The organism is Pseudomonas sp. R3-57 (genome assembly GCF_051132065.1).
In the GTDB taxonomy this organism is placed as follows: Bacteria; Pseudomonadota; Gammaproteobacteria; order Pseudomonadales; family Pseudomonadaceae; genus Aquipseudomonas.
In genome coordinates this window covers 2,532,550-2,553,823 of the sequence record NZ_CP071655.1, presented here as the reverse complement: position 1 = coordinate 2,553,823, position 21,274 = coordinate 2,532,550, and the positions used below count along the sequence as shown (strand labels likewise).

General features: G+C 65.3%; 2 protein-coding genes. Both read right to left on the bottom strand.

The genetic code is table 11. The features are described from left to right. Positions 1 to 3: 3 nt before the first annotated feature. Positions 4 to 8,301: an amino acid adenylation domain-containing protein gene (locus tag J3P93_RS11545; RefSeq protein WP_434597468.1), complete on the bottom strand. Its 8,298-nt coding sequence runs from the start codon at positions 8,299 to 8,301 to the stop codon at positions 4 to 6. Further along, on the bottom strand, positions 8,298 to 21,263 hold the full coding sequence (locus J3P93_RS11540) for an amino acid adenylation domain-containing protein (RefSeq protein WP_434597466.1): 12,966 nt from the start codon (positions 21,261 to 21,263) through the stop codon (positions 8,298 to 8,300). The genes J3P93_RS11545 and J3P93_RS11540 overlap by 4 nt, the downstream gene beginning before the upstream one ends. Positions 21,264 to 21,274 lie beyond the last annotated feature (11 nt).

Genomic DNA, 21,274 nt, shown 5'->3' with positions numbered 1-21,274 from the left:
CAATCAGGAGAACATTGCCTTGGCCGGTTGCGTGTGACCCTCGTGCCACCACGCGGCGAAACTGAACACGTTGGGCGCCTTGAGCAAGGTGAAATGGTTGCCCGGCCCGTACCACACCGTCAGATCGACTTCGCGGCGCCAGCCTTCAACCATCGCCGTTTGCTCGCGCTGATTGCCCGCCGCATCAAGCGTCGGATCGTCTACCAGCGCCAACCGCACCGGGCCGCTGTAGCGCTGACGCGGTTGATAAACCGTGCGCAAGGCACTGGCGAACGTGCGCGTCGAACCTTGCAACGACTGCGGCGCAGATCGCGCCGACAGCACGCCTGCGCGCACCATGCCCTCGTGCAGCAGACGCAATTGCGTGGCGTCATCGGCTGCGGCAAACATCTCGGCATCGATGCCCAGTGAGGTGCCGGCCGACAGTTGCAGCGCCTCGATCAGCCGCTGTAACGCCGCGGTTGCGGTGTAGGGTTTGCCGATCACGCCGTTGCCGCCGGGTGCTTCGCTGTCAATCAGCGTCAGCGACGCCACTTCGCGCCCGTCGGCCTGCAATTGCGCGGCCAGGGCGTGCGCCACCCAGCCACCGAAGGAGTGCCCGAGCAGGTGCACGGGGCCTTGCGGACAGAGCTGCTCGATTGCCCGCCGGTAACAGCGCGCCGCCGCCTCGACCTGACTGTGCGGCACCGCGTCGCCGTCCAGCCCGCGCGGTTGCAGACCATGAACCGGCCACTCGGGACCGAGAGCTTCGGTCAGCTGAATGAAGCCGGTAACACTGTCGCCAGCACCCGGCACGCAGAAGATCGGCGCCCTTGCACTGTCGCCAGTCTGGATGGTCACCAGCGGTTGATAGACCGGCAATGTCGGCGCCTTTGCTTGCCCCAGTGCCTGGCTGAGCGCCTGACCCAGCGCTTGAATATGCGGAGCTTTCATCATGTTCTGGTGATCGCCGGGCACGTCGATGCAACGCAACTCGGCATTGGGCAATTCTTCGGCCCAGCCGAGGGTCGGGCTGAGCTGCGCCATCGCCGCCGAACGTTGCTGTGCGCGAAACACATGCAGCGGCACCGGCAGCGGACTGACCCGGTAATGCGCCAGCGCATGCCCGTGGGCAACTTCGCGATCAAGGTAATGCCAGGTATCGGCTGCCGAGGCTGTTGCCAGCTCCGGATGGAGCAATTGCTGCTGCTGGCAGCGCTCCAGCAGTTCGGCGAACGAGCGCGGCTCAAGCTCGCTTTGCAACGCTGCCAATGCCGTCAATCCGCGCTGGCCATCTTCGCCAAGGCCCAGCCAGTGCGCAGTGCAATGCAGGAGCAACTGACGCTTGTGCACGTGGGCATCGTTCCAGCGCGCCTTGTGCGGATCGGCCAGACGCGGCACGTAGCTGTCGATCAGGCCGATGAACTCGACCACTTCGTCCTGCCCCAGCAATTGCTGCGCGACTTCGTAAGCCAGTACACCGCCGAACGACCAGCCAGCCAATCGATACGGCCCCTGAGGTTGTCTGTCGCGAATGATCCCGGCCATGCGTGTCGCCAGGCATTCGAGGGTGCGCAATTGCGCCTGGCCGAACTCGATACCGGGCAGACCGTAGATCGGGAAATCACCCTCGATATGGCGGCCCAGCGCCGGGAAATACACATCGCGGCCGCTGAATTCATGCACCAGAAACAGCGGCGTACCTTGACTGCCCTCGCGGACCACGATGAGCCCCGGTTCCGCCTCGCTGATCCCGTCACGCTCGGCGAGCAGCGCAGCCATCGCCTCAATGCTCGGGTGCTGGAACAACTCGGCGAGGGTCATCGACAGACCGGCATGCTGCATCTGGCTGACCAGCCGCACCGCCAGCAACGAATGCCCGCCCAGTTCGAAGAAGTTGTCGTGGCGGCCGACCCGGTCGATCAGGAGGATTTCGCTCCACAATCCGGCGAGACGGCTTTCCAGCGCGTTGCCCGGCGCCTCGTACACGCGGTTGAGCAAAGCCTCCTGGGTCGGCTCCGGCAAGGCCTTGCGATCGACCTTGCCATTATTGTTCAGCGGCAGATTCTCCAGCCGCACCCACGCCGAAGGCACCATGTATTCCGGTAACCGTGCCTGTAACAACGCGCGCAAGGTGGCGCTGTGCAGCTCGGCATCGTCAGCGCTGAAATAGGCCACCAGACGGGTAGTCTGCGCGCCGTCACGCCGCGCCAGGACCACGGCTTCCCTGACCCCGGGACAGCTGAGCAGGCGGTTTTCGATCTCGCCCAGCTCAATGCGGAAACCGCGGATTTTCACCTGATCGTCATTGCGACCGATGCACTCAAGCTGCCCCGGCGCCAGCCAACGCACCAGATCGCCGGTGCGGTACATCACCGCGTCGGGCCTAGCGCTGAACGGGTCCGGGAGAAATTTCTCTGCGGTCAGCTCGGGCCGATTCAAGTAGCCCAGGGCAACGCCCTGCCCGCCGATGTACAACTCACCGGTCACGCCGAACGGTACCGGTTGCTGGAAGGCGTCGAGCACATAGACCTGGGTGTTGGAGATCGGCCCACCGATCGACACGCTGTCGGCCTCTTCGGCGACATTCTGCACGGTAAACGTGGTGGCGTAAGTGGTGGTTTCCGTCGGGCCATAGCAATGCACCAGACGCACATCCGGCGCCACGGCGCGCAACGTGCGAAACGCCGCCGGATCGCCGCGCTCGCCGCCGCAGAGCAGGATGCGCAAGCCCTTCAGGGCGTCGGGAATCAGCTGCACATACTGGTTGAACAGTGCGGTGGTGACGAACAGGATGCTCGCGCCGCTGCGCTTGAGATCGGCGCCGAACGCCTGCGGGTCGAGCAACGTCGCGTGATCGATGATCGCCACCCGCGCGCCGTTGAGCAGCGCGCCCCAGACGTCCATGGTGCTGGCATCGAACGCCGGATTGGAGGCAAACGCAACGCAATCCTGGCGATTGAAATCGGCGTAGCCGTTATTGATCACCAGCCGCGTGATCGCCCGATGCGGGACCATGACGCCTTTCGGCATGCCGGTAGAGCCCGAGGTGTACATGATGTACGCCAGCGACTCGGCCGACTGCGACAGATCCGGGTTATGGCTGGGCTGAGCCTCGAGCGGCAGCCGATCAAGATCGATGCGCCGTGCGGCAAAGGTCAGCGTGGTGGTGCTGTGCGTCAGCAGCGCGGCGGCCTGGCAATCCTCGACCATGAACGCCTGGCGCTCGCCCGGTGCGTGAATATCCAGCGGTACCCACGCCGCCGCGCACTTGCCGATCGCCAGTTGCGCGATCAGCAGGTCCAGCGAACGCGGCAACAGGATCGCCACCGCGTCGCCAGGTTTTACCCCTTCGCTGAGCAAATGATGCGCCAGCCGATTGGCCCGGCGGTTCAACTCGGCATAACTCAGGGTCTGCTCGCCATGCAGCGCTGCGACGGCGTCGGGTTGTTGCACGACCAATGTTTCGAACAGATGCTGCACGGTGTGGTTGTGCGGGTATTCCCGTGCGGTGTCATTGAAATCCACCAGCAAACGCTGGCGCTCTTCATCCGTCATCAATGGCACCTGGGCGAGCGGCGCCTGATCGTTGCTGACCATGGCCTGTAGCAATTGCTGCAGGTAACCGGCAAACCGCTGCACCGTGGTTTCATCGAACAGTGCCGTGGCGTATTCCAGCCAGCCGCCGATGCCTGCGCCGGTGTCGCCGAGGGTCAAGGTCAGATCGAACTTGGCAAAGTGGCTCGGCTCGGCCACCGCCTCAAGGGTCAGCTCACCCAGGGCCAGTGCCGGGCCGTCGCTGTTGCGCCAGTTGAACATGGTCTGGAACAGCGGACTGTGCGCCAGGCTGCGCACCGGCCGGGTCAGCTCCACCACTTGCTCGAACGGCAGGTCCTGATGCGCCTGAGCTTGCAAGGTCAGAGTCTTGACCCGCATCAGCAGCGCTTCGCCGGTCAGCTCGCCAGAGGTGTCGATACGCAGGGCCAGAGTGTTGACGAACAGGCCGATCATGCCCTCGACTTCGGCCCGATTGCGGTTGGCCACCGGCGAACCGATGACCACGTCGGTCTGCCCGGCCAAACGCCCGAGCAGCAACGCCCAGGCACTGAGCAAGGTCATGTACAACGTCACCCCGTGGCGCTGACTCAAGGCCTTGAGCCCGGCGCTCAGACGCTCGTCCAGTTGCAGCGCAATGCTGCTGCCGGCGTAGTCCTGCTGCGCCGGGCGCGGCCGATCCGTCGGCAAGGTCAGCAAGGCCGGCACGTCACGCAGGGTGCGTTGCCAATATTCGCTTTGGCGCTGCAACACCTCTCCGCTCAACCAGCGCCGCTGCCACACCGCGTAGTCACCGTATTGCAGGGTCAGCGCCGGCAACGGATCGTCTTCGCCTTGACTGAAGGCCCGGTACAGCGCCATCAGTTCGCGGGTCAGCACGCCCATCGACCAACCGTCGGAGATGATGTGGTGCAGCGTCAGCAGCAGCACATGATGATCATCGGCCAGACGCACCAGACGCCCGCGAATCAGCGGGTCGTCAAGCAGATCGAACGGCCCCGAAGCCTCGCCCTGAATCAGCGCCTGTAACGCCTCGTCCGCCTGTGGGTGCTGGCGCAGATCCTCGACCCGCAACAGCAGGCCACTGTCGACCGGCGCGATCAGCACCTGAGCGTCGCCAGCGAGCGGTGCGAAGCGACTGCGCAACGTTTCGTGGCGGGCGACGATACGGGCCAGCGCGCGTTGCAGGGCATCGTCGTCCAGGGCACCGCGCAAGCGCAGGGCAATCGGGATGTTGTAAGCAGTGTTGGCGCCCTCCATCTGCGCCAGAAACCAGAAGCGCTGCTGCGAAAACGACAACGGCAGCGCCGTTTCACGCGATGCCGGCAGGATCGGCGGTTGCGTGCAGCGCCCGGCTTCGGTCAATACCTGCGCCACCGCTGCCAGCTCGGCGTTGGCAAACAGATCGCTGAGCACCAGCTCGACGCCGAGTCGCTGGCGCACCTGAGCAACCATGCGCATCGCCAGCAGCGAATGCCCGCCCAGTTCGAAGAAATGGTCTTCGCGCCCTACCCGCTCGACCTGCAGCACATCGGCCCAGATGTCGGCCAGGGCGATTTCCACTTCCCCTTGCGGTGCGGCGTATTCACGGGTGAACACGGCCGAGCGCTCAGGCTTGGGCAAGGCCTTGCGGTCGAGTTTGCCGTTGGCGGTCAGCGGTAATCCGTCGAGTTTGACGAAGGCAGACGGCACCATGTATTCCGGCAACTGCGTCAGCAACAACGCGCGCAATTCCCCAACGGCCAATGCCTGCACCTGCGCCTGCTCGGTGAAATACGCCACCAGGCGCGGTTGTCCCGGCTGATCTTCGCGCGCCAGCACGACCGCCTCCTGAATCCCCGGCAACTGATTGAGGCGATTCTCGATCTCGCCCGGCTCGATGCGTACGCCGCGAATTTTCACTTGATCGTCATTGCGTCCCAGGTACTCAAGCGTGCCGTCGCTCCGCCAGCGCGCGAGGTCGCCGGAGCGGTACATGCGCGCCTGCGCTGCACTGCTGAAGGGATCGCGCAGGAAGCGTTCGGCCGTCAGCTGCGGCTGGTTCAAGTACCCCCTCGCCACACCTCGGCCGCCAATGTACAGCTCGCCGACCGCGCCAATCGGTACCGGGTGCTGGTGCTCATCGAGCAGATACACCGTGGCATTGCTCACCGGTTTGCCGATGTGCAACGCGTCATCGCTGTCGATGCGCCCGGAGGTCGCGACCACTGTGGTTTCGGTCGGGCCGTAATTGTTGATCACGTCGAAACGCTGGTTGCGCGAGAACTGGCGCAAGCGGTCGCCGCCGATCAGCAGCGTGCGCAACGTCGGGTGTTCCAGGTGTTGGCTAAAGGCGTATTCGGCCACAGGCGTGGGCAGGAAACTCACGTCCAGCGGCTGCGCGCGCCACCAGTCGAGCAACGTGTCGATGTCTTCACTGCCGTCATGCGCCGGGGCGATGTGTAGCGTGGCGCCCGCGCACAGCGCCGGCCAGATCTCCCAAGCCATGGCGTCGAAGCCGAATCCCGCGAGGCTTGAGGTGTGACGGCCGGCACACAGGTCGAAGGCCGAACAGTGCCAATCGACCAGGTTCGACAGCGTGCCATGCTCGACCATCACGCCCTTGGGCAAACCGGTCGAGCCGGAGGTGTAGATCACGTAGGCCAGATGGCTCGCCTGCAGATTCGGCAGGTGCAGGTTGCGGGTGATGCCCAGCGGCCAGGTGCGCGGGTCGAGATTGAGCATCGGCACCGCCAGCCTCGGCAGGCGTTCACGCAGATCGGCGCTGGTCAGCACCGCCACCGGCGCACTGTCGCGCAGCAAATGCAGCAGGCGTTCGGCCGGGTGCGCCGGATCGACCGGCACGTAAGCGGCGCCGGCCTTGAGGATCGCCAGCAAACCGGTCAGCGCTTGCAGACCGCGGCGGGCGACGATGGCGACACGGTCATCAGGCTGCACGCCCAAATCGAGCAACTGGTGGGCCAGCGCATTGGCCTTGTGGTTCAGCTCGGCAAAGGTCAGCGACTCTCCCATGTGCACCGCGGCCAGCGCATCCGGACGCGCCAGCACCTGCGCTTCGAACCGCTGATGAATCGGCTGCGCTGGCGGGTAATCGACCTGGCTGGCATTGAACCCGTGCAACAGTTGCTCGCGCTCCTCCGCCGGCAGCACCGACAACCGATTCAGCGGCGTTTGCGGCGCCTGTTCGAGTGCCGACAGCAATTGCTCGATCGCACACAACAGATAGGCGCACAGACGCTGACCGTCGACGGCGCGAGTGGCCAGCAAGGTCAGGCTGAAGCGCTCGCCGAAGTCGTCAATGCTCAGGGTCAGCGGATAATTGGTGCGTTCTTCCGAGCGCAGCACACTGATGCCCTCCCAGGCGGCGAGTGCTTCGGCGCTGGCGTTGGCGCTCGAGGCGCTGTGGCGATAGTTGAGCAGCGTGCTGAACAACGGCGATGAGGCGACCACGCCACTGCATCGCTGCGCCAATGCCAACGGCGCATGTTCGTGGCGCATCAGCATGGTCAGCCGCGCGTGAGTGGCCTTGATCGCTTCAGCGACGGCCAGCGTGGTGATGTCGACTCGCAGCGGCAAGGTGTTGATGAAGATGCCCAGCGCGCGTTCGGTGCCTTCGGCGTTGTGCATGCGCCCCATCAGCACGGTGCCGAAAACCACGCTCGCCTGCCCGGTCAGGGCACTCAGCACCTGGCCCCAACCGAGGTGGAACAAGCTCGCGACGCTGACGCCCTGGCGCCGCGCCTGTGCGCGCAAGCGGCGCTCAAGTGGCGGGTCGAGCGCCTGGCTGAATTCGACAATATCGCTGCCATCGCCGTGCACACCTTGCAGGCCATAGGGCAAGGTCGGTTGGTCGATGTCGGCGAGCATCTCGCGGAAAAACCCTTCGTGTTGCGCCTCGCTGATGCCCAGGCGCGCCTGCGCCACGTAATTGCGAAACGGCACAGGCGCGCCCAGCCGCGTGGCCTGTCCGCACAGGCAGGCCTGCAATTCCTCGCTGACCACCGCCAGTGCCGAGTGGTCCATCGCCATGTGATGGAACAGCAGCATCGCGACGATGCGCTGTTCGCGCGCGTCCCAGGCATGCGCCAGGCGCAACAGCGGCGCGCGCGTCACGTCGAGGCGGAACTGGCGAGCGTCGAAGCGTTCGTGCAGTTGGCTCAGCGCATCGCCGCCCTCAGCCTCCAGCAGCACTTCTTCCAGCGGCAGGCGGGCATCGCGCAGGACCACTTGCAGCGGCGTGTCGAGACCTTCCCAGACCACCGCCGTGCGCAGAATGTCGTGGCGATTAATGACCGTTTGCAAGGCGTCGACGAATGCCTGCAAACGCTCCGCGCCGCTGAAGGCGAAATGCGCCTGCATGACATAGGGATCACCGTGCTGCGCGCTGACGTGATGATAGAGAATGCCTTCCTGCAACGGTGTCAGCGGATAGATGTCCTGCACGTTCGCCGCCCCGCCGGGAATGCCTTCGAGCAGTTGATCGATAGCGTCCTGGCTCAGTTGCGTCAGGGTCAGCATCGCCGGAGTGATCCGGGTGCAACCGGGCGCAATACCATTGGCCGGCACCTCGACCTGACCGACGCGGGCGGCGGAGTACCCGCCGGCCTTGATCAGTTCGATCAGCGCCGCCTTGTGCTCGCGCAACGACGCCAGCAGCGTCGGATCTCCAAGCGCCTGCTTGTTGCCATTGACGCGCAACTGGTCGTCTGTGACCGTCAATTGGATGTCGCGGGCTTTAAGGGTTGCCAACAAGGGATTCAGGCTCACAGGACGATCTCCATTCTTTCCGTGATTGCTGCGTAACCGGCCAGTGTCGGGTGCTCGAACAACGCCCGCACGTCAGCCTCCATGCCTTGCTGTTGCAGCCGGCCGACCAGACTCACCGCCAGCAGCGAGTGCCCGCCCAGCTCGAAAAAGTGGTCGTGACGGCCGACCCGTTCGACATTGAGCAATTCGCCCCACAGCCGCGCCAGGGTGATTTCCACCTCGCCGATGGGTGCCTCGTACGGCCGGCTGACGAGCGCGTCCTGATTCGGCGCGGGCAGCGCCTTGCGGTCGAGTTTGCCGTTGGGGCTCAGCGGCAGACGGTCGAGATGGATGTAGGTGGCCGGCACCATGTAGTCCGGCAAGCCGTGCAGTAATGCGGCGCGAAGGATGTCGATGTCCAGCCGCGCACCGGTGTAATACGCCACCAGGCGCTTGTCCCCCGGCACGTCTTCGCGGGCCAGCACCGCCGCTTCCTGCACGCCGTCGATGCGGGTCAGGCTCGCCTGGATTTCCCCCAGTTCGATGCGCAGGCCGCGAATCTTCACTTGGTCGTCGTTACGGCCCAGGTATTCGATATTGCCGTCGGCACGATAACGAGCGATATCGCCGGTGCGGTACATGCGCGCTTGCGCCTGCGAGCTGAACGGGTCACGCAGGAAGCGTTCGGCACTCAGTTCGGCGCGGTTCAGATAGCCGCGCGCGACCTGTACGCCACCGATGTACAGCTCGCCGACCACACCTTGCGGCACCGGTTGTTGCTGCGCGTCGAGGATGTACATCCGCGTATTGGCGATCGGTTTGCCGATCGGCGTATTGTCCGGCGTGTCCTGCAACGGCCCGGCGCAATGCCACGCGGTGACGTCCACCGCCGCTTCGGTCGGGCCGTACAGGTTGTGCAACTGGCTGGCCGGCAACTGCTGTTTGAAACGCCGCACCAGACTGCCGGGCAACGCCTCGCCGCTGCACATCACCTGGCGCAAGCCGGCACAGCGTTCGGTCTGGCCGTGGGCAAGAAACACGTCAAGCATCGATGGCACAAAATGCACAGTACTGACGTGCTCGCGCTCGATCAGCGCGCTCAGGTACGCCGGCTCCTTGTGCCCGCCGGGGCGGGCCAGCAACAGGCGCGCGCCGGTCATCAGCGGCCAGAAGAATTCCCACACCGACACGTCGAAACTGAACGGGGTCTTCTGCAACACGGTATCCGCCGCCGTCAACGCATAGGCGTCCTGCATCCACAGCAAACGGTTGACCACCGCACCGTGCTCGTTGGCCACACCCTTGGGCTGACCGGTAGAGCCGGAGGTGTAGATCACGTAGGCCAGATGCGCCGACGTCAGGCGCTCGCATGGCGGATTGTCCGCCGGCATGTCGCGCCAGATGTCCTCGTCCAGATTGATCACCGGCACCGCCAGTGCGCCGGCCCGCGCGGCCGTGCTGCCCTGCACCAGCAGCGCCACCGGCGCACTGTCGGCAAGCATGCAGGCGATGCGTTCGGCCGGGTAGTCCGGGTCCAGCGGCACATACGCGCCACCCGCCTTGAGAATTGCCAGCAGGCCAACGACCATGGCGAGACTGCGTTCGACGCAGATCGCCACCCGCGAATCCGCCTGCACGCCGAGCCCGATGAGGTGATGGGCGAGGCGGTTGGCGCGCTCGTTGAGCTGGTGGAAACTCAGGCATTGAGCGTCGATCTGCACCGCGACGGCCTGCGGCGTGCGCAGCACTTGTGCTTCGAACAGCCCGTGCAGGGTTTGCTGCAAGTCGTAATCGACCGCCGTCGCGTTGAAGTCGAACAGCAAGCGCTGACGCTCGGCCTGCGGCAACACCGACAACTGCTCGATCGGTTGCTGCGGCGTCTGCTCCAACGCCTCAACCAGTGTCTGCAACGCCGTCTCCATGTAGTTGCAGATGCGCAACGCACCGACCTCGGCGCAGGTGATCGCGGTGAGCCTGAAACCGGTGCCGAGATCGTCGACGTTGAGGCTCAGCGGATAATTGGTGCGCTCCTCGCTGTGCAGGGTTTCGATGCCGTGCCACGCGGGATGCGCCTGCGCAGGCGTCGCGCTGCCATGCCGATAGTTGAGCATCGCACTGAACAACGGCGCCGGTGCAGCGATCCGGCTGCAACGCTGGGCCAGAGCCAGCGAGGCATGCTCATGCGCCAGCAGGCCGGTGAGCCGCCCATGGGTGGCCGCCAGCGCCACGCGCACCGGTTGCGCGCCGAGATCGACGCGCAGCGGCAGAGTATTGATGAACATCCCCAGCCCGCGATCCGCCCCTGCCCCGCCCTGCATGCGGCCCATCAGCACCGTGCCGAACACCACCCGCTCCTGCCCGGAAGTGGCGCCCAGCACCTGCGCCCACGCCAGATGAAACACGCTGGCGACGCTGATGCCCAGCTGTCGTGCCTGGCGGCGCAGGCGCTGTGCCAGGGCATCGGGCAGTGCCAGCGCGGCTTCCTCGTAAGTCCCCGCCGCGGCGTTGACCTCCTGCAAGCCGAACGGCAGCGTCGGCTCATCGACATCACCGAGCATGTCGCGGAAGAACCCTTCGTGCTCCGTCTCACTGATGCCCAGCCGCGCCTGTGCCACGTAGTTGCGATACGGCACCGCCGGCGGCAGCAAGCGCGGTTCGCCAGCGAGGCTGATCTGCATTTCTTCGCGCACCACTTCCAGCGCCGTGTGATCAAGAGCGATGTGGTGGAACAACAGCAGGCCAGCCACTTGCCCGGTGCCCGGATCGCGCGCATGCAACAAGCGGATCAGCGGCGCCTGAGCGAGATCCAGCGAGCGCGTCGACAGTTGCGCGAACGCGACCTCCTCCACTGGCAATTGCGCCTCGCGCCACACCACCTGGACCGGCGCAGCCAGGCCCTGCCAGACGATCGCCGTGCGCAGGATATCGTGGCGCGCCATGACCTGACGCAACGCGCTGGCGAAGGCCTCGACCCGCTCGACACTGGCGAACATCAGTCGCGAATGCAGCACGTACGGGTCGTGTTGCCCGGCCGTGATGTGGTGATAAAGAATGCCTTCCTGCAATGGCGCCAGCGGGTAAATATCCTGCACGTTAGCCGCACCGCCCGGCACCGTGGCGACGATGCGTTCGATGCTGGCCTGGTCCAGTTCGAGCAGGCTGAGCATGCTCGGCGTGATGTATGCGCAGTCTGCGGCAATGCCGTTGGCCGGCACGTCGATTTCGCGGCCGCTACCGACCGCCGCCGCCAGCGCCGCCAGGGTCGGCTGGCTGAACAGCACGCGCACGTCGGTGCTCAGATCGATCTGGCGCATGCGTTCGATGACGCTGACCGCCAGCAACGAGTGCCCGCCCAGTTCGAAGAAGTTGTCGTGCCGGCCGATCTGCTCGACCTTGAGCACTTCGCGCCAGATCTGCGCCAGCGTGGTTTCCACCGGGCCTTGCGGCGCCTGGTACTGACGGCTGAGCCAGGCGCTTTGATCCGGTTCCGGCAAGGCCTTGCGGTCGAGTTTGCCATTGGTGGTCAACGGCAACGCGTCGAGACGCACGTAGGCGGCCGGCAGCAAGGCTTGCGGCAAGCGCGTCTGCAGGTGCTGGCGCAAGTCGTCGATAGCCACGGCGCCGCGCGCGGTGAACCACGCCAGCAACTGCCCGTCGCGCACCTGCGCCACAGCGTCCTGCAGCGCCGGATGACTGGCCAGCGCGGCCTCGATTTCGCCAAGTTCCACCCGCACGCCACGCAGCTTGACCTGATCGTCATTGCGCCCCAGATACTCCAGCGTGCCGTCGGCACGCCAGCGCACAAGGTCGCCGGTGCGATACATGCGCGCGTCTGGTTCAGTGCTGAACGGGTCGGCAACAAAGTGCTCGGCGGTCAATTTATCGCGGTTCAGATAACCCCTGGCCACGCCTGCGCCGGCGACGTACAGCTCGCCTGTGCCGCCCACTGGCAGAAGTTGCTGTTGGCCATCGAGGACATACACCCTGGCATTGGCGATGGGTCGACCGATGTGCAACGCCTGCCCCGCCTCGATGCGACCCGAGGTCGCCACCACCGTGGCTTCGGTCGGTCCGTAGTTGTTGATCACCTCGAAGGTCTGATCACGCGGGAACTGCCGGAGCTTGTCGCCGCCAATCAACAGCGTGCGCAAGGTTGGATGGCCCCACTCGCGGCTGAACGCATATTCGGCCACCGGCGTCGGCAGGAAGCTCACCTGCAAGGGCTGCGCTCGCCACCATTCAAGTAATTCGTCGAGGTGTTCATTGCCGATCGACGCCGGCGGCAAGTGCAGGGTTGCGCCGACACATAACGTCGGCCAGACCTCCCAGGCCATGGCATCAAAGCCGAACCCGGCAACGCTTGCGGTACGGCTGCCGGCGTGCAGGTCGAACGCTTGCGCATGCCAGTGCACAAGGTTTTCCAGGCTCTGGTGTTCGACCATCACGCCTTTTGGCTGGCCGGTGGAGCCGGAGGTGTAAATCACATAGGCCAGATGGTTCGCAGTCAAACCGGCCACTTGCGGATTCTGCTCGGGCAAGTCCTGCCAGCGCTCGTCGCCAAGATCGATCACCGGCACGTTCACCGCGCCCGGTTCCACACCGGACACCAGCAACGCCAGCGGCGCACTGTCGGCCAGCAGGTAAGCGATGCGCTCGGCCGGATGCGCCGGGTCGATCGGCACATAGGCTGCGCCGGCCTTGAGCACCGCCAGCATCGCCAGCAGCATGTCCGGGCCGCGCCGGGTGGAGACCGCCACGCGCGCGTCGGGCTGCACGCCCAGCGCGAGCAGATAATGCGCCAGGCGATTGGCCTGTTGATTGAGCTGCGCGTAGGTCAGCTGTTGCTCGCCCGCTTGCACCGCCACTGCCTGCGGGTTGAGCAAGGCCTGTGCTTCGAAGAGTCGATGCACGGTTTGCGCCGGCGGGAATGCCCTGACGCTGGCGTTGAACTGGCTGAGTACTCGCTCGCGCTCAAGCGGCGGCAGGATCGCCAGGCGATTCAGCGCCTGTTCGGGATTTTGCTCCAGCGCTGACACCAGCGCCGCCAGCGTGCTGTGCATCAAGTCGCAGACCCGTTGCGCGCCAACTTCAGCGGGCGTGAGCACCGACAGATCGAAGCCTTCGCCAAGATCGTTGATGCTCAGCGTCAGCGGATAATGGCTGCGCCCATCGTGAGCGAGAAACTCGATCCCCTGCCACGCTGCATCGTCGCAATGACCCGCCGCGCTGTGACGATAATTGAGCACCGAGCTGAACAGCGGCGAGGGCGCAGCCACTGCACTGCAGCGCTGCGCCAGCGCCAGTGACGCGTGTTCGTGACCGAGCAGCGCAGCCAGCCGCTGGTGCACACCGCGCAGCGCTGCACCGACGCTGGCCTCGGCGACGTCGACGCGCAACGGCAAGGTATTGATGAACATGCCCAGCGCACGATCAGCGCCGGCACCGCCCTGCATACGACCGAGCAACACCGTGCCGAACACTACGTTCGACTGCCCGGCCGTGGCCGCCAGCACCTGCGCCCAGGCGAGATGGAACAGACTGGCGGCGCTGACCCCGAAGCGGCGCGCCTGCGCTCGCAAGCGCTGGCTCAACTCCACTGGCAATCCGCTGACAAACGCCTCGATGTCGTCGCCCTCACCTTCCACTTCGCGCAGACCGAACGGCAAGGTCGGCTCGTCGATGTCGCCGAGCATCTCTGAAAAGAACGTTTCGTGTTCCTGATCGCTGACGCCGTGGCGGGCCTGCGCCACGTAATTGCGGTACGGCGCGGCTGCCGGCAGCGGCTCAATGGCACCGAGCAGACTGGCCTGCATTTCCTGACGCACCACCGCCAGCGCGGTGTGATCGAGGGCGATGTGATGGAACAGCAGCATGGCGACGACGCGTTTGTGCACGGGATCGGCGGCATACACCAGGCGCATCAGCGGCGCCTGGCCGAGATTGAGGCGCCATTGGCGGGCGGCAAAACGCGCTTGCAACTGGGCGAGCACGTCACCCTCTGCCGCGTCCAGCGCCACGCCGTCGACCGCTAATGGCGCACGCCGCCAGACCACTTGTTGCGGACTCGGCAGCCCTTCCCAGACCACGCTGGTGCGCAGAATGTCGTGGCGCTCGATGACGCCTTGCAGGGCGTGGACGAAGGCGTACAGGCGGTCGATGTCGGCAAACGCCAGACTCGATTGCAGCAGATACGGATCGCCCTGGCCGGCGCTGAGGTGGTGATAAAGAATGCCTTCCTGCAACGGCGCCAGCGGATAGATATCCTGCACGTTGGCCGCGCCGCCCGGCACCGTGGCGACGATGCGTTCGACACTGGCCTGATCCAGTTCGCTGAGGCTCAACATGTCGGCGCTGATGTGGCGGCAGTCGGCGGCAATGCGATTGGCCGGCACCTCGACTTCGCGACCGCTGCCCAGCGCGGCCGCCAGTGCGGCGAGGGTCGGCTGGCTGAACAGCACGCGAACATCGGCACTCAGCCCGAGCTGGCGCAGACGTTCGATCAGGCTCACGGCAAGCAGCGAATGCCCGCCCAGTTCGAAGAAATTGTCGTGACGACCGACCTGCTCGACCTTGAGCAGATCGCTCCAGATCTGCGCCAGCGCCTGTTCCAGCGGACCGTGCGGCGCGGCGTATTCATGGCTGAGCCAGGCGCTGTGATCCGGCTCTGGCAAGGCTTGGCGGTCAAGCTTGCCGTTGGCGGTCAGCGGCATCGCCTCGACGCGCACGTAAGCGGCAGGAATCAGCGCCTCCGGCAATCGGCTCTGCAAGTGCCGACGCAAGTCGGCAATATCTACTGCGCTGCGTTCGCTGAACCAGGTCAGCAAGCGCCCGTCACGCACCAGCACCACCGCGTCTTGCACGGCGCTATGCGCGCGCAGTGCGGCTTCGATTTCCCCCGGCTCGATGCGCACGCCGCGCAGTTTGACCTGATCGTCATTGCGTCCCAGGTACTCAAGCGTGCCGTCGGCGCGCCAGCGCGCGAGGTCGCCGGTGCGGTACATACGCGCGTGCGGTTCATCGCTGAACGGGTCGTCGAGGAACATCTCGGCGGTCAATGCCGGGCGACTCAGGTAGCCGCGCGCGACCCCGGCACCGCCGACATACAGCTCGCCCTGCACGCCGACGGGCACCGGTTGTTGCTGACTGTCGAGCAGATAGACTTTGCCATTGGCAATCGGTCGACCGATGTGCAACCCCTGCCCGGACTCGATGCGACCCGACGTTGCCACCACCGTGGCTTCGGTCGGTCCGTAGTTGTTGATCACCTCGAAGGTTTGATCACGCGGGAACTGCCGGAGCTTGTCGCCGCCGATCAACAGCGTGCGCAGGGTCGGGTGGCCGAGTTCGCGGCTGAACGCATATTCGGCGACTGGCGTCGGCAGAAAGCTCACCTGCAACGGCTGCGTCTGCCACCACTCAAGCAATTCATCCAGGTGTTGATTATCGATCGATGCCGGTGGCAGATGCAGGGTCGCGCCCACGCACAAGGCCGGCCAGACCTCCCAGGCCATGGCGTCAAAACCGAACCCGGCCACGCTGGCCGTATGGCTGCCAGCCTGCAGGTCGAACGCTTCAGTGTGCCAATGCACCAGGTTTTCCAGGGTGCGGTGTTCGACCATCACGCCTTTCGGCTGGCCGGTGGAACCGGAGGTGTAGATGACATAGGCGAGGTGCGCCGGGGTCAGCGCCGGCAATTGCGGGTTGGCGTCGGACAAATGCGCCCAGCCGTCGTTGTCCAGATCGATCCGCGGCACCGTGCCGAGCAAGCCGCAGGTGGCGGTCTCGGCGAGCACCGCCAGCGGCTCGCAGTCCTGCAACAGATAGGCGATGCGCTCGCGCGGATGAGCCGGATCGACCGGCACATAAGCCGCGCCGGCCTTGAGAATCGCCAGCAGCGCCACGAGCATTTGCGGGCTGCGGCACAGGCACACCGCAACACGGTCATCCGGCTGTACGCCGAGACCGATCAGGTGGTGGGCCAGGCGGTTGGCGCGCTGATTCAGCTCGGCATAACTCAGATGCCACTCGCCCTGCACCGCCGCCCACGCCTGGGGATTGGCCAGTGCTTGCGCTTCGACCAGACGCTGCACCGTCTGCGCTGGCGGGAATGGCCGCGTGGTGTCGTTGAAGCCGAACAACACCTGCTGGCGTTCACTCGGCGAGACAATCGACAACTGCTGCACGGGCTGCCCCGGCGAATGTTCAAGTGCATTCACCAGACTGTGCAACGCAGTCTGCAAGTAATCGCACACCCGCGCGCCATCCACTTGCGGCACGGCCTGCACATTCAAGAGAAAACCGTCGCCGAGGTCGTCGACGCTGACCACCAGCGGATAATTGCTGCGCTCGCGCGAGCAGAGAATGTCGATGCCATCCCATTTCACCGCGGCCGTGTCCGCCGGGCTGTGGCGGTAATTGAGCAGCGTGCTGAACAGCGGCGAGGTCGCTGCGACTGCGCTACAGCGCTGGGCCAAGGCCAATGAAGCCTGCTCGTGCCCGAGCAACTGCGCCAGGCGTTGATGGGTGGCGCGCACGCTGTCCTGCACTGAGTCGGCGGCGACCGTGACACGCAATGGCAAGGTGTTGATGAACATGCCCAACGCGCGGTCTGCGCCCGCGCCGCCCTGCATGCGCCCCAGCAGCACGGTGCCGAACACCACGTCCTGCTGGCCGGAAACCTGCGCCAGCACTTGCGCCCAGGCCTGATGCACGAGGCTGGCAGTGCTGATCCCCAGATGCCGGGACAACTCGCGCAGGCGCCGGCCGAGACCCGCGTCGAGGGGCAATTGGCTGTCGACGCTGGCGCTACCGTCACCGAGCACATCCTGCACACCGAACGCCAGCGTCGGTTCGCTGATGTCGCCCAGCATGTCGCTGAAGAACTCTGCGTGCGCCTGGTCATCGGCACCCGCACGGGCCTGAGCCACGTAGTTGCGGTACTGCACGGCTGGCGGCAGATCGTTCGCGCGCCCTTGCAGCAGGTCGCTCATTTCCGCCACCAGCACCTCCAGCGCGGTGTGGTCGAGGACGATGTGATGCATCAGCAGGATGCCGACCCAGCGCTGCCCGGCGCGGTCTTCGGTGTAGGCAAACCGCAGCAGCGGCGCGTGCTTGAGATCGAGGCGATAGTGCCGCGGATCGAAACGTGCCTGCATTTGCTCCAGCACATCGCCGCTGAGCTCGTCGGCATCGATTCGCTGAAGATGCAGCGGCGCCTCGCGCCAGACCACTTGCACCGGTTCTTCCAGACCCTCCCAGACCACGCTGGTCCGCAGGATGTCATGGCGGACAATCACGCTGTTCAGGGCGCGCACGAAGTCTTTGATCTGCGCCAGACCGTCGAAGGCAAACTGCGCCTGCAACACGTAGGGATCGCCGCTGTGGGTGGCGAGATGGTGATAAAGAATTCCCGCCTGCAACGGCGCCAGTGCATAGATGTCCTGAACGTTGGCGACACCGCCGGGCACGCTGACCAGCACTGTGTCGATGCCGGCCTGATCGAGATCGACCAAGGGCAAATGCTCGGGGGTAATTGCCGTGCAGTCGGGTTCGATGCGATTGGCCGGTGCCGCATGCCCCTGCGTCGCGCCGAGACTGGCCGCCAACGCCGCCACGTTCGGTTGCCCGAACAGCACCCGCACATCGCAATGCAAGTCGTGCTGACGCATGCGCTCGATCAGTCTGACCGCCAGCAGCGAATGCCCGCCCAGCTCGAAAAAGTTATCGTGCCGCCCGACCTGATCGACACCGAGCACGCTTTGCCAGATGTCGGCAATCAGGCCTTCCACCGTGCCCTGCGGCGGCTCGAATTCGCCTCGCGCAAACGCATCACTGTCCGGCGCCGGCAACGCCTTGCGGTCGAGTTTGCCGTTGGCGGTCAGCGGCAAGGCCTCGAGACGTACGAACGCGCTCGGCACCATATAATCCGCCAGCGCGCCGAGCAGTGTCTCGCGCAGTTGCGCCACGCTCGGATCTTCACCGGCATCCGCGGTCCAGTAGGCGACCAGACGCGGTTCGCCGGGGCTGTCTTCACGGGCAATCACCACGGCGTCGCGGACACCGGTGCAGGCCGACAGGCGCGCCTGAATCTCGCCGAGTTCGATGCGAAATCCGCGGATCTTCACTTGATCATCGTTGCGCCCCAGGTAGTCGAGGCTACCGTCGGCGGCCCAGCGCGCCAGGTCACCGGTTTTATACAGGCGCGCATCGGCCGTGTGGCTGAACGGGTCGCGAATGAAGCGCTCGGCGGTCAGCTCTGGACGGTTGAGGTAACCGCGTGCTACCCCCGCGCCCCCCACGTACAACTCGCCGGTTACACCGACCGGCACCGGTTCACCTTGCGGGTCGAGCAGGTACAGTTGCAGGTCGGGGATTGGCCCGCCAATCGGGCTGACACCCACCAATTGCGCATCGGCAGCCTGCAACGGCCGATAGGTCACGTGCACGGTGGTTTCGGTGATGCCGTACATGTTCACCAGGCGCGTGCCGGCGTTGCCGACGCGGGCATACCACGGTTTGAGCAGCCCCGGTTCCAGTGCTTCACCGCCGAAGATCACTTCGCGCAACGAATGCTGCAGCACACTGCGCCCCTGTGCGGCGATCAACTGGCGGAACGCGCTCGGCGTCTGGTTGAGCACAGTGACACCGCTGCGGCACAGCAACGCATAGCACTCGTCCGGCGCCCGGCTGATGGCTTGCGGCACCAGCAGCAGTTGCCCGCCGAACGCCAGGGCGCCCCAGATTTCCCACACCGAAAAGTCGAAGGCGAACGAGTGAAACAGCGCCCAGACGTCGCGCTCATTGAAGTGAAACCACTGCGCAGTCGCGCCAAACAGCCGTGCCACGTTGCGATGTTCGACCATGACGCCCTTGGGCAAACCGGTAGAACCGGAGGTGTAGATCACGTAAGCCAGATGCGCCGGGGTCAGCCCGGCCACCTGCGGATTACTGTCGGGTTCGGCGCGCAGCGGCTGGCTGTCGAGATCGATCAGTGGCACGTGCAGCGCGCCGACTCGATCCCGTGTCGCGGCTTGCAGCAGCAGCGCCGCCGGCGCGCTGTCCTGCAGGGTGAAGTGGATACGCTCTTGCGGATAGGCCGGGTCGATCGGCACATAAGCCGCGCCGGCCTTGAGCACGCCGAGCAGGCCGATGATCATGTGCGGGCCACGCTCGACGCAGATCGCCACACGGTCGTCGGGGCGGATACCCAGTGCCAGCAGGTGATGAGCCACCTGGTTGGCGCGGCGATTGACGTCGTCGTAGCTGAATGTTTGCTCCTCGAACAGCAACGCCGTGGCGTGCGGTCGGGCCTGGGCGTGAGCTTCGAACTGCTGGTGGATCAACGGCGTGACGGGAAAATGCGCGCGCGCAGTATTGACGCCGTGCAACAGTTGTTCGCGCTCGGCCGCCGGCAGAATGCGAACGCTGTGCAGCGGTGTCGGCACGCTGGCCTGCAATGCATCGACCAGACCTTGCAGCGTGGTCTGCAGATAAGCGGCGATGCGTTGCGCCCCCAGGCTGGCTTCGGCCAGTGCGGTGATGCGCAGGTCTTCGCCCAGATCATCGATGTTGACGGTCAATGGATAGTTGGTGCGTTCGCGAGCGCCCAGCACCTGCACGCCCGGGGCGATATCGATGACTTCGGCCACTTCATCGACGCTGCTGTGCCGGTAATTGAGGATCGCGCTGAACAGTGGCGTCGGCACCGCTACGTCGCTGCAGCGCTGGGCCAGCGCCAGCGAGGCTTGCTCATGGGCGAGCAGCGCGGTCAGCCGGCGGTGGGTCAGCAACACGCCGGCGCGCACGTCATCGGCGCCGACATCCACCCGCAGCGGCAAGGTATTGATGAACATCCCCAGCGCATGTTCACCGCCCTCGCCGGCCGCCATCCGCCCAAGCAGCACGGTGCCGAACACCACCGCCGTACGCCCGGACAACTCGCCGAGCACCCGCGCCAGCGCCAGGTGCATGACACTGGCCACGCTCACCCCGAGTTGCCGCGCCTGCTCGCGCAATTGCCGGCTCAGGGCTGTGTCGAGCATCAGCGAGGCTTCTTCGATCGAGTGCCCGTCACCCTGCACGTCGCGCAATCCGCACGGCAGTGTCGGCTCGTCGATATCGGCGAGCATTTCCCGGAAGAACGCCTCGTGGGCCGACTCGTTCGCGGCCAGTCGCGCCCGCGCCAAATGATCGCGATACGGCACCGGCGCCGCCACGTGCGCGCTGTGCCCGAGCAGAAAGGCCTGCGCTTCGCGGCGGATCACGTCCAGCGCCAGGTGATCCATGATCAAGTGGTGGAACAGCAACAAGGCAACCACGCGGCCATTGGCCGGATCGTCAGCAAACACCAGGCGCAGCAGCGGCGCCTGCTGCACATCGAGACGGAAATGCTGCGGATCGTGGCGCTGCAGCAGTTGGTCGAGCACGTCGCCGCTGGCGCTCAATTCGAATTCCTGGCAATGCAATGTCGCCTGGCGCTGGACCACTTGCAGCGGTTCGTCCAGGCGCTCCCAGACAAACGCCGTGCGCAGAATGTCATGACGGCCGATCATCCATTGCAGCGCGTCGGCGAAGGCTTGCAGACGCTCGCGACTGGCAAAGGCGAAGCGCGCCTGCGAGACGTAGGGGTCGCCCGCCGCTGCCGATAAATGCAGATAAAGCATGCCCTCCTGCAGAGGCGCCAGGGGATAGATGTCCTGCAGGTTCGCCGCTGCGCCCGGCACGCCGGCGACGATGCGGTCGAGGCTGGCCTGATCGAGCGTCACCAGCGGCAGCATGTCGGGAGTGATGCGATACGCCGGGCTCAACCAGTCACCGTTGTGCCGGGCGACCAGCTCCAGCAACTGCGTCTTGTGGGCGGCGAGGCCGTCCCACAGCTCATCGTCCAGCGCGTCGTCACTGCCCAGGATGACCAGGTCTTCATCTTCCTGTTGAAGGCGGATCGCATGGGTCGAAATAACTGCCATCAGTTCGCTGAAATGCATGAGATAACCTG